The organism is Moraxella sp. CTOTU49097, assembly GCF_032064105.1.
Classification (GTDB): Bacteria; Pseudomonadota; Gammaproteobacteria; order Pseudomonadales; family Moraxellaceae; genus Faucicola; species Faucicola osloensis_B.
On the sequence record NZ_DAMBOA010000022.1, the window covers coordinates 13,731 to 25,678 of the forward strand.

Sequence of the window (11,948 nt, forward strand, 5' to 3'; positions counted from 1 at the left end):
CCCACTTCTTTCATCATCTCCGCGATTTTTAAAATCATATCGGTTTGTTTTTGATTAAAATCCATCGCGCCTTTCACATTGAGATAGCATCGCACTTCAACAAGATACGCGTCTTGCTGAGTGCCAGAGATACGCACTTGATTCCACACACTGTTGGTGTCCGGATGATTGGTGATATAAATTTGTGTTTGCTCCATAAATTCACGTAATTTATCGATGTCGCTATCACGAGAGATATAGAACACTTGCGAAAAATGAAACATGTCGCGCTGCGAGACATTTTCAATGCTCATCGATGAGAAGTTACCATTCGGAATTGTCACCACTGTACGATCAGTGGTGCGCAGACGGGTGGAGCGGATACCGATGTCCTCAACCGTACCTTCTTGCGTGCCAAAGCGGCAGTAGTCGCCCACATTCACAGGCTGGTCAGCAACGACCGACACGCTGCCCACCAAGTTTTCAACCGTTTTTTGTGCCCCCAAGGCCAATGCCACACCACCAATCCCCAATGCGGCAATACCTGTGGTTAAGTCGTAACCTAGATTACCCAAAATCACAATGGTCGCAATCGCAATCAAAATCAATTTTACGACTTTTCTTAGCAGATTTAGGACAGATAGCCGCTCTGGATGATGGTTATTACTGGCATAGTTTTCTGCACGTTTAAAAATCAAATCCAAAATACGTAAAATCAACCATACCATGGATACCCAAGATAAAATATCGGCAAGGTTGGACGCCATATTACGCACAACCAAATTAATACCCACCAAAATCATGGCTTCTTTGATAATCAGCGCCGTCAGCACCATTGCGGCAGGTACGACCACGCGCCCATCAATTGGAAATTGCTTTTCTTTATCTGGGTGGGTCGCTAGATAAATCCGCGTGATAATCATATATAAGATTTGGCTAATTAATAGACAGGCGAGATAAGTCGCTATCATGAGCGCAATGACTGCCCCGATGTGCCCAAGACTATAGCCTTTAATATCTTTCTCAATCCATTGTTTGGGAATATACTTTTCTACCAATGTCGGCTGGGTAACGAGTGATAACGACGCAACTTCTTGCAAGGTTTGTTGTGAAATCAGCCAAATATTGGTGCCGTTAGATTGTTTGACACGCTGCATTAAGATATCGATACTCTTTTTGTCAGCCGCAGGATTGTTGATTTCCCCTACCTTATCGAGATTGGGCGCTAGTTTGTCATCGAGATTGCCGGTAGGGTCATTGCTAATTTGTAGCTGCTCGTTGATGCGTCCGCCGCTATCGAGTGCCGATTTTAAAGATTCGAGCGTGCCACTGGGGTCTTTGGTAGAACTTAAATCCACATAACGGCTGGCGAGCATCCAATCACTTTTTGCCAAGGCTTGAATAAAGCCCTGCACGCTACCGCGCGGGGTGTCACGCCCAAAGGTGTCTTGTGGGGTTGCTGTGCTGCTGGCGCTACTGGCTGATTTGCTGCTATCAGCCGCCCATACAGCGGTGGGTTTGACACTGGTGATAACCATGAGTAAGGCAAACAATGCCATCATAAAACAACGGCGATATAAAGATGGTGCATCAGCATGACGCTGACATTGGTTAAGAGACTTTGACAACTGCATAAACTTCCCAAAATTTGTAAAACGCTCAGACATAATTAGGCTAATAGTTAGGCTAGATGATAACGGCCTTGCTTTATGCTTTAAGAAATCTTAAATTGCAATGCGCTTATTCTGAATAAAGTATTTCGTCTTGTAGGTATAACTGCTAAAATACGCGAATTATTTGATTTTATCAGTTTTAAATTCCAAAAACACTTTTAAATGCATTGAGTTATTATGTTTAATTTACATCCACAACTAGCAAAAGATACTTTTTTGGTGGGCGAATTTCCGTTATCTACTTGCCGCTTGATGAACGACTGTCAATTTCCTTGGTTGATTTTAATTCCGCGTGTACCCGGTATCAAAGAATTATATGAACTATCCGCCAGTGACCAAGCCCAGTTTTTACGTGAATCCAGCTGGCTATCAAGTCAGCTTGCCAAAACTTTTCAAGCCGACAAAATGAACATCGCCGCGCTTGGCAACCAAGTGCCGCAATTGCATTTTCATCATATCGTGCGCTACCAAAATGATATTGCTTGGCCCAATCCAGTATGGGGTAATCCTGCCATCCCTTATACCCCTGAAGTGCTGAGACACATGCAGCAGACACTGATGATGGCACTGCGCGGTCATCGTGATATGCCATTTGATTGGCAAATGAACGTCTAAAAAAAATTTTACCACGAGGCGCGAGGTAGACAAACTAAATTGCGTGAATCCATTCAAGGTCTTTCGACCAATCTAAAAAGTCCGAAATTCATTGAACTGGCGGCATTTTTTATTTTATTGCTTACCTTAACCTCTCTTGATGTACCGCCTATTTATCATACGCTCAGTATTTTGCTGTTGGTAGCAGGCGTTATTGTCACGGCTTTGAGTGTTATCCGGCCCCATCATTATATTACTTCAGCAAGTGTATTAACCTTGATGGCGTTGGCAACGGGTATGTTGCAGTTTAACTATATCCCAAGTCTTGCGTTATGGTTGTTGATTTTAATTCGCTTGATTTTTTCAGACACCAAACATACTGTTTCGTTGGTATTATTAACCGTAGCAGTGGGTCTACTTAGTCTGATATCCGCGCATTTTTTATTACCCGCCATTAGTTTGACCGCCAAGCAAGAAGATATTTTAAATTTTGTCATCGTATTGACTGATATCTTGATTGTTGGTTATCATATTTGTTCTCTGGTGATTCGCTTACGCCAAAAAAATCAAATGCTTGCGCAGCAACAAGCACGGATTGATACCTTGGTCAATGTCACCAATAAATTAACCCGTTTTTTGCCGCCCCAGATTTGGCAACCGATTGTCAAAAATAACACCAAGGTTGAAGTCATTAATCAACGCCGCAAGCTAACTATTTTGTTTTCGGACATTGTTGGCTTTACCGATTTGTCGGATCATATTAGCCCCGACCATTTAGCCAATATTTTAAACACTTATCTTGACCGCATGACCCAAGTTAGCCAAAAATATGGGGCGACCCTCGATAAGTTTTTGGGAGATGGGTTATTGTGCTATTTTGGCGATATCGGTGGTAATGACCGTGATAACGCGATTGCTTGTGCCAGTATGGCAATTGAGATGCGCCGTGAAATGGAAGTGCTGCGCCACCAATGGCGATTACTCGGTTTTGAAGGGCTGCATGTACGTATGGGTATCAATACAGGGTATTGTTATGTCGGTAATTTTGGCAGTCGCAATCGTATGACCTATACCGTGGTTGGAAAAGAAGCGAATTTTGCCTCTCGCCTTGAATCTGCCGCGCAAAACAACCAAATTCTGATGAGTGAAAGTACGTTTAATTTAATTGGTCATGTCCATCATTGCCAAGCCGTGGGGCAATTTAAATTTAAAGGCTTTCAAGATGCCATGAATGTGTGGGAATTGCTTGAACCCAAAAGTGAATCCATGCAACAAACCGATTGGGTGGACTTTAGCTTGCCTGGGTTTAACCTACATTTAAATTTTCATGATATTCGTAATTATGATAAAAATGATATTACTAACCAGCTAAAATCCGCATTGGCGCTTGTTGAAGAAAAGCAAAAATAATGATATTGACGGTTTTGGCTCACCCATTTTTTTTGCTCAGCTATATTTTTAGCTTATCTATGTTGAACCGTTTACATAAGCTAAAAAAGCCGAAGCATTCAGCTTCGGCTTTTTTTATACTATTGAATTAGGCATCAAAAGAAGCCAATGCTTGGTTAAATGTCGCACTTGGGCGCATCACCTGGCTTAGCTTTTGTTGGTCTGGTTGATAGTAACCGCCAATATCTACACCTTGACCTTGAACATCATTTAATTCAGCAACGATTTTGTCTTCATTTTCTGACAACGCTTGAGCCAGTGGCGCAAACTTGGACTTAAGCTCGCTATCTTCCTCTTGGTTTGCCAATTCTTCTGCCCAGTATTTGGCTAGATAATAATGGCTGCCACGGTTGTCGAGCTCACCGGTACGGCGCGATGGTGATTTGTCATTATCCAACAATTTACCCGTCGCCAAGTCTAGGGTTTTTGCCAGTAATTTTATCCGTGGGTTGTTTTCTTTAATCCCCAAGTCTTCTAAAGATACTGCAAGCGCCAGCATCTCGCCGAGTGAATCCCAGCGCAAGTGGTTTTCTTCAACCAACTGCTCGACATGTTTTGGGGCTGAACCGCCTGCCCCTGTCTCATAAAGACCACCGCCTTTCATCAATGGGACGATTGATAGCATTTTAGCTGACGTGCCTAATTCTAGGATTGGGAACAAGTCAGTTAAGTAGTCACGCAAGATGTTACCTGTGACTGAGATGGTGTCCAAACCACGCGCCACACGCTCAAGGGTATAACGCATCGCACGAACTTGGGACATGATTTGAATATCTAGCCCCGTGGTATCATGCTCTTGTAAGTATTTTTTAACTTTTTTGATGAGCTCATTTTCATGTGGGCGGTATGGGTCAAGCCAGAAAATAGCTGGCATGCCTGAGTTACGTGCACGCGTCACTGCCAGTTTTACCCAGTCATGAATTGGCGCATCTTTGACTTGACACATACGCCAAATATCACCTTCTTCAACATTTTGCGACATCAATACCTCGCCTGTCTCAATGTCAGTGATATTGGCAACACCTGCCTCTGGGATTTCAAAAGTTTTGTCGTGAGAACCGTATTCTTCCGCTTTTTGTGCCATCAAACCTACGTTTGGTACGGTACCCATGGTCGCTGGGTCAAAGTTGCCATGCCATTTACAGAAGTTGATGACTTCTTGGTAAATACGGGCAAAGGTCGATTCTGGCATCACCGCTTTACAGTCGTAAGGCTTGCCATCCGCTGCCCACATTTTACCACCGTTACGAATCATCGCTGGCATTGAGGCATCTACAATGACATCATTTGGCGAATAAAAGTTATCGATTCCCTTCGCTGAGTCCACCATCGCCAGTGCGGGGCGATGTTCTTGACAGGCATGCAGGTCACGGACGATTTCTTCACGGATAGTGGTCGGTAGGGTTTCGATTTTTTCGTATAGTCCTGCCATACCGTTGTTAACATTAATACCTAATTCGTCAAAGGTTTTGTTCCATTTTTCGAATGCATCTTTGTAATAAACTCTCACGCAGTGACCAAATACGATAGGATGTGATACCTTCATCATCGTGGCTTTGACGTGTAGAGAGAACAGGATTTTACCTTCGCGGCAATCTTCTAGCTCTTTTTCATAAAACTCAATTAAGGCTTTTTTGCTCATAAACATTGAGTCAATCACTTCACCGTCTTGTAGGGCAACTTCAGGTTTTAGCACCAAAGCTTTGCCACTGTTGGTGATGAGTTCCATTTTGACTTTGCGCGCTTTATCAAGGGTCATTGATTTTTCGCCATGGTAAAAGTCACCTTCATCCATGTGAGAAACGTGGGTTTTTGACCATTGTTTCCACTCGCCCATTGAATGCGGGTGTTTTTTGGCATAGTTTTTTACGGCAGCTGGGGCACGGCGATCGGAGTTACCTTCACGTAATACGGGGTTTACCGCAGAACCTAAACATTTACCATAACGGGCTTTGATGACTTTTTCTTCGTCTGTGGTTGGGTTTTCTGGGTAATTAGGAATGTTGTAGCCTTTGGCTTGTAACTCTTCAATACATTCTTGCAGCTGAGCCACTGAGGCACTGATATTAGGCAATTTGATGATATTGGTGTCTGGGTCTTGGGTCAACCGACCAAGCTCAGCAAGATTGTCGGGCACTTGTTGTTCTGGGGTCAGGTAGTCGGAGAACTCTGCCAATACACGCGCGGCAACGGAAATATCGGTTTTGGTGATTTCAACGCCAGCAGGTTTGGTAAATGTTTCAATGATAGGAAGTAATGAATAAGTCGCCAGTAGCGGTGCTTCGTCAGTTAAAGTATAGATAATATTTGACTTTCCACTAGCCATAGAGAACCTCTTTTATATGAATGTTAATTGAGACACTAGATAATGCATCTAGCAGCGTGAGAAATTTCACAGTAAGTATTACTAATTAGGGGATAAAATGTGATTGACCATTTTAAACGCAAAGTATACGGTTACCGCATAATGAGTCAATAATGTATCTAGGAATACCTATATTTAGGAGAAAAATAATGCAGATGCGACGTATCCCTATCGATTAAGACAATCCCTTTTTTTCCTAGTGTACCACAGTATCACTGTGGCGAATATATCCAATCACTGACAGACACTGTAGCAACGTCGTCAAATGTATAAATTTTTGACTCTCAAAATGCTTGGTGATTCTACTCAGGAGAATTAAAGAGTAAGCTTACGCTGTACTCAAGTCATCTAGCCGTACGTACCAATTTTTCACTCACTTCTTTTTCAATTAGCGCCATCTTGTTATTATCTAAAGGTTGATGCTCGGTGTTGTAGCGCCAGCTATCGGCAGAACGGGTTAGACTGGCAAACCATAAGGCCTTAGTATCAGTCGGCAGTTTGGTAAAAGCCAACTCACTAATCACATTACCTTCATCATCACTGAGCTGACAAGACGCCTCTTTCGCTTTGCTAAGCGCATAGCCGTGATAAGATGACACAATCATCACCACATGAAATACTTGCGGGGGAAGCTTACTTAAAAAAAGCACCATACTTTCTTGGTTTAAGTTGGCATCATTGACCTTTGTGCTTTGATTGTTGTCAGCATCTTCTTTACGGTCATCGATAGCGCTAAATGGCTTTTTGCCCAATAATTCATCGCCTTGATGACGCACGGATTGCGCTTTATCACGGACATTTTTGAACCAAACGGTTTCAATTACCTCGCCATATCGGTTACAAAGTAAGCAGGATAAGTCTATATCTATTGCTTGCGTGCGTTTTTTAAATTTATTGTAAAGCCCCGATTTTGGCATCTGCGTTTGCTGCCATTGCACGGTAAAATACCACTGCTTGAGTACTACATCCATATGCTCGACAGCTATACCTGTCGCCGTTTTATCATCTTCAAGCTGATCGTCTTGGGTAATTGCTAGCTGATGACTTTTTTGCAAAATCTTATCATCAGTCATTGAGTTGATTTTTGGCATTTTGTGTAGCGAATGGTGCAGGGGCGAAGTGCTTGCCACTCCTGCCTCATGGGTGTTTTTATCGGTCAAATTGGGTGAATTGACGGGCGCTAGTATTTCAACCGTTGGCGATGGCGTTGGGTCAGCAAACTGCGCCGAAATAATCTGGTACGTTTCTGTGGTAGTGCTGGGTGTCAGATTATCAGGCGATTTGGCAGCGGTAATAGGTGAATTATCCGTCAAATCACTGTATAAAATCGTGGTTTTTGACTTACTAGGCTGATGTGAGTTGGTGTTGGCACTAGTGGATTCAAGGGTATTATTATCATGTTTCATAAGATTCTCGAAAAATCGGACAAAGTAGTTAATTTGCTTGGGCGTTTGTTAATTATTCGCTTATTGTTTGGACGGTGGGTTGTTGGTCGGGTGTTTGTCGATTGGGCGCTTGGGTTTCAAAGACGGCGATTGATAAAATCTCAGGCTCGATTTTTCGCAGTCCTTTACCAAAACCGCGTAGCCACCATACTAGCTGCGACGTCATGTTCACTGTGGCTGTGATATGCAATCCTTCGTCATCTTCCCAGCTTTGCTGATCGGTTGATAATGGGCTTTCAAGCAAACTTGCCCCCGATAACGGATGAAACAGTAACTGCACTTGCTGTATGGGGGGCTCGTGGTTGTTTTTTTCACTGTCAGGCATGAGCTTTTGGAACAACGGATAATTAAACCCCATCGCGCCTGTATTGATGTAATTGTCTAAATTAAAATCTTTTGGGGTTTGCGCGTCGCTTGCGCTCACTTCCGCACTTTCAAAACGGTGCAAAGCAAATTGGCGCACATCGTCAGACGCTCTGTCAGTTCGCGAGGCAATTAAGTAAATCACCACGCCACGCTGCACAATGGCTAGTGGATTTAAGGTGTATTTTTGCGCTTCCTCTCGCCCGCGCGCTTTATAACAGGCGATGAGTTTTTTATTTTGAAACAATGCGTCATAGACGGCGTCTTTAGCGGCTGGATTGACCGATGGCGGGATGAGCGGTTGATTGGCTGACAGGATACGCACTCTATCGAGCCAAGTGTTTACTACTTTGCTTTCTTTGAGTTGCCGATTCGCTAGGTCAAACCACGGAATCAATTCATCTAAAATAGCCGGCGGTAATAGCTGGGTCAAATTATGGCGCATCATACTAAACGCCACCGCTTGCGACAAATTCATGTGCGGCAAGCTTTGCATCGGTGCGTCTTCACGCCAGCGCCAACCTTGTGGATTGGTGTTGTTTTTTTCAATCGGAAAACGTGTTGCCAAAGCGTTTAAATCTCGCTGAATGGTTCGCAAACTGATATCAAAACCCATTAAATCAAGCTGTTCTTTGATATGGGTTGTACCGAGCCAACGTTTGCGATCCAGCTGTGAGAGGATTTGCCATTGCCGAGCCGTCGTTGCGGTTGCATTGTTGGCAAGCGATTTACTCATGGCAATTCTCCATACGCAGGTAAAAGACAGATAGTTAAAAAACAGCCAGTTAAAAGATATCCAGTTAAAAGACAAACGGTTAAATCATAGCCAGCTAAGCGCCAAAGTCTTATTAAAATTTAAAAAGATTAACGCTAAAAATTAACACCTTGATACCTGCATAATTTATCAAAATTTGGGGCGGTATAGGTGATAAATTATATTAACATGTCATTTTATGTCGTTTATCATCTTTATTGGGTGTTATGGTTATCAGATTGTGTAAGAATCAGCAAAAACGCTCGTCTAGAGGAGCACACCCTTTTTTACCCTTAACTGTAATTTGGTTTGTCCATTAAATAAATTTTTCTCAAGCTCATAAAGTAAATGCACTTTTGACACACTGCGATTGATAGCAGACAAAGCTATCGCGTCAAAGTCAGCATTAAACCAAATCGCTTCGATAGTAAAAGGGACATCGGGATACGACAACCATAATTTTAAATGCCGCTCTTTTAAAACCCGATAATCTTGCACCACAAACACCCCATCAAATATCGGTGCCACAAAACCATGTCCCCAAATAGCCAACGTCTGCAAGCTATCTACAAAATCAACCGTGAATTCACCGGCTGTCAATTCACCATCGCTATATAACGTCTCGGCAAATACCTCATCAGCCACCGCTGCAATTACCTCATCAAACGCTTTACAAAACGGCTCAAAGTTTTTTCGTTTGATTGTCAGACCTGCCGCCATCGCATGCCCGCCAAAGTGGCTAATGAGTTCGGGGTAGGTTTGCGCGACTGATTCAATGGCATCACGGATATGAATGCCTTCAATAGAGCGTGCGGAGCCTTTGATAGTATCATCATCTTCAATCAATGCCGTATCAGCAGGGGCAAACACGATAGCGGGCACATGGTAGCTTTCTTTTAACCTGCCTGCGACGATACCAATCACCCCTTGGTGCCACTCGTCTTGATACAAAATAATACTGCGTTTGCGGTGCGTTACTTGATTTACGGCGCTTTGCTCAGATGGATTCTCAAGCGTCCTTAATACACTATCGGCTTGTTGTCGCATGCCCTGCTCGACTTGGCGGCGCTCTTGATTGAGTTTATCAAGCTGATGCGCAAGCCGCTGTGCCTCCCCCCAATCATCGGTCAGTAGGCAGTCAATGCCAATCCGCATACTATCCATACGACCTGCGGCGTTGATGCGGGGTCCTAAAATAAAACCAAAATCTTGAGCCGTGATGTCGGCTGCTTGCCGACTCGCCTGCTCCAACAATGCCAAAATACCCACACAGCAACGACCTTGCTTGATGGCTTGGATACCTTGGTGCACCAAGATGCGATTATTTTGGTCTAATACGCCCACATCCGCCACCGTACCAAGTGCCACCAAATCAATATAGCGACTCACTTGGGTGGTGGATTTGTTGGCTTGGCGTCTGACTTTGGCAAGATTGCCTAGCACATAAAATGCCACCCCAACCCCTACCAATGATTTACTAGCAAAATCACAGCCCAGCTGATTGGGATTGACCACGGCATCGGCGTTTGGTGTCGCCTGCGTCGTTAGGTGATGATCGGTAATAATCACCGTTAGCCCTTTGGCTTTGGCAAGTTCGACCCCCGCATGGCTAGAGATACCATTATCAACCGTGACAATGACATCAGGATGATAGGTTTCAATACCTAGCACAACAATTTCTGGCGTCAGTCCATAACCGTACTTAAAACGATCGGGCACCAAAAACTCAACCTGCGCGCCCATTTCACGGAGCACCCTTACCATCAGTGCCGTGCTAGTCGCGCCATCACAGTCAAAATCACCCACAATCAGTATTTTTTGCTGCGTATCAATCGCCTCATCAAGCAGCGCCACCGCCTTGGTAATGCCAGTCAGCGAATTTGCAGGTAACATCTTATTAAAGGCGGTGTTTAAATTTGCCACATCTTGCACGCCTCGCCCAGCCAAAATGCGTGCTAATGTCATCGATGTCTGCGCTAACGGCTGTAAATCACGGGGAATATCGTCAATCTTGGTCGCAATAAAACGGGGAGTTACAGTCAACATAAACTTATCATAGTTGTCAAATAAAATAGATAGAACAAACTAGTATAATGATAGTGAATAGGCAAAATTACAACAGCGAAATGATGAAAAACACCTCATCAGCTTTCATAGCCCTTTGTGCGTTTTGCATATCGTAATAATGCCACTACAAACCATTAGCATTTTTTTGCAAAAAGATGCTTATTCATACGTTTACTCTCAGTTATAATCAAACCAAAGAGTCATCACTTACCATTAATGAAACAGTAACATCGACCATTAATGAATAATCATCTCTTGTTGTAAGTGTTTTGCAATACTACCTTTACTATTGATAATTGAAATTTTTTAGAAGGAAAAATTATGTCAGCAGAAAATTCGACCAAAACCATCGACCCAAAACTTGACTTAGAAAAAATCAAACGCGAATGTGAGGCAATGATTAAAAGTAAAGCCAAAATGTCTGCTGTAGCAGCGGTTGTCCCTGTGCCGCTGCTAGACGTTGCGGTTGACGCAGGTCTGTTATCAAAATTGCTACCTGAAATCTCTGCTAAATTTGGTTTAATTGAACCCGCCCAAGCATCGGTAGATTTGAACAACGGCACGCAAATCAACCAACTAAAAGATAAAGCGGTGGATTTGGCAGGGCTAGTGGTGTCGCGCAGTATCGCCAAAAAAACTTTCCAAGGCTTTGGTAGCCGTATTATTGCCAAGCAAGTGACCAAATTTGTACCATTTGGCGGTCAATTAGTGGCAGGTACCATCGGCTATTTGATGTTTAAAAAAATTGCTGAAAATCACATCAATGAATGCTACCAAAAAGCTAAAAAATTACAGCAAGCCAGCTAACTGTTGATACGAAGGCTTGTATTAAAACCCCTTTAGTTACTAGAGGGGTTTTTTATTGAAAAATTCTCAGGCTTTGATGAGCAATGACCAAGCAAAAGTAATAGCTTATGTAACGATATTTTTCTACAATGTATCTTTAAACTATTTTTTTGGGTCAAGTTATGCGTTATACCTGTCAGACATCACTACGTTTTATCAAAAAGCCATTTTTTAATATCCATCCAATCATGCAAAGCGTTTTGGTGATTATTGGCATGTCCATGACTGGTGTTAGCCCTCATGCAGCGGCTAGCGAAGCTGCTAATGGCGAAACTGAATCCACCTTGCCGAGCCTTACTTTTACCACCACGGCAACCAAAACGCCGACGCTTGTCAAGCATACCATCGCCCAAACCACCGTGATTGATGAAGAACAATTACAACGTTATCGCGGTCAAAGCGTGATAGATGTA

General features: G+C 43.2%; 8 protein-coding genes and 1 pseudogene. 4 read left to right on the forward strand and 5 right to left on the reverse strand.

What is annotated here, in order from left to right:
- A partial coding sequence (locus tag RT064_RS09680) for a mechanosensitive ion channel family protein (RefSeq protein ID WP_313063099.1) occupies positions 1 to 1,613 on the reverse strand: 1,613 nt, incomplete at its 3' end.
- A 216-nt stretch (positions 1,614 to 1,829) separates the two neighbouring features.
- Here RT064_RS09680 and RT064_RS09685 point away from each other — a divergent pair.
- Both RT064_RS09685 and RT064_RS09690 read left to right on the forward strand, forming a co-directional pair.
- Positions 1,830 to 2,267: an HIT domain-containing protein gene (locus RT064_RS09685; RefSeq protein ID WP_160001542.1), complete on the forward strand. Its 438-nt coding sequence runs from the start codon at positions 1,830 to 1,832 to the stop codon at positions 2,265 to 2,267.
- A 39-nt stretch (positions 2,268 to 2,306) separates the two neighbouring features.
- Entirely contained in the window at positions 2,307 to 3,656 is a 1,350-nt protein-coding gene (locus tag RT064_RS09690) for an adenylate/guanylate cyclase domain-containing protein (RefSeq protein WP_313063100.1), read from the forward strand.
- A gap of 127 nt (positions 3,657 to 3,783) precedes the next feature.
- Here RT064_RS09690 and RT064_RS09695 read toward each other — a convergent pair whose 3' ends face one another.
- From RT064_RS09695 to recJ, 4 genes are all read right to left on the reverse strand, one after another.
- Positions 3,784 to 6,021: an NADP-dependent isocitrate dehydrogenase gene (locus tag RT064_RS09695; protein WP_313063101.1), complete on the reverse strand. Its 2,238-nt coding sequence runs from the start codon at positions 6,019 to 6,021 to the stop codon at positions 3,784 to 3,786.
- Positions 6,022 to 6,404: 383 nt separating this feature from the next.
- The gene (locus RT064_RS09700; protein WP_313063102.1) at positions 6,405 to 7,466 is read right to left on the reverse strand and encodes a TerD family protein; all 1,062 of its coding nucleotides are present in this window, start codon (positions 7,464 to 7,466) and stop codon (positions 6,405 to 6,407) included.
- A 52-nt stretch (positions 7,467 to 7,518) separates the two neighbouring features.
- Positions 7,519 to 8,604, reverse strand: a complete 1,086-nt coding sequence (locus RT064_RS09705) for a helix-turn-helix transcriptional regulator (RefSeq protein WP_313063103.1) — start codon at positions 8,602 to 8,604, stop codon at positions 7,519 to 7,521.
- Between the two features lie 285 nt (positions 8,605 to 8,889).
- Positions 8,890 to 10,668, reverse strand: coding sequence for a single-stranded-DNA-specific exonuclease RecJ (recJ, locus tag RT064_RS09710; RefSeq protein WP_313063104.1), 1,779 nt, complete (start codon positions 10,666 to 10,668; stop codon positions 8,890 to 8,892).
- A gap of 342 nt (positions 10,669 to 11,010) precedes the next feature.
- Here recJ and RT064_RS09715 point away from each other — a divergent pair, with 342 nt between their 5' ends.
- A complete protein-coding gene (locus RT064_RS09715) occupies positions 11,011 to 11,496 on the forward strand; it encodes a hypothetical protein (RefSeq protein ID WP_313063105.1) in 486 nt (161 codons plus the stop codon).
- A gap of 161 nt (positions 11,497 to 11,657) precedes the next feature.
- A pseudogene (locus RT064_RS09720) lies at positions 11,658 to 11,948 on the forward strand (hypothetical protein); the annotation flags it as partial.

What these genes read in the sequence shown, in the direction of transcription:
- recJ (WP_313063104.1), bottom strand. Translation starts at nt 10,668, where the DNA reads ATGTTGACTGTAACTCCCCGTTTTATTGCGACCAAGATTGACGATATT.
- RT064_RS09700 (WP_313063102.1), bottom strand. Translation starts at nt 7,466, where the DNA reads ATGAAACATGATAATAATACCCTTGAATCCACTAGTGCCAACACCAAC.
- RT064_RS09715 (WP_313063105.1), top strand. Translation starts at nt 11,011, where the DNA reads ATGTCAGCAGAAAATTCGACCAAAACCATCGACCCAAAACTTGACTTA.
- RT064_RS09685 (WP_160001542.1), top strand. Translation starts at nt 1,830, where the DNA reads ATGTTTAATTTACATCCACAACTAGCAAAAGATACTTTTTTGGTGGGC.
- RT064_RS09705 (WP_313063103.1), bottom strand. Translation starts at nt 8,604, where the DNA reads ATGAGTAAATCGCTTGCCAACAATGCAACCGCAACGACGGCTCGGCAA.
- RT064_RS09695 (WP_313063101.1), bottom strand. Translation starts at nt 6,021, where the DNA reads ATGGCTAGTGGAAAGTCAAATATTATCTATACTTTAACTGACGAAGCA.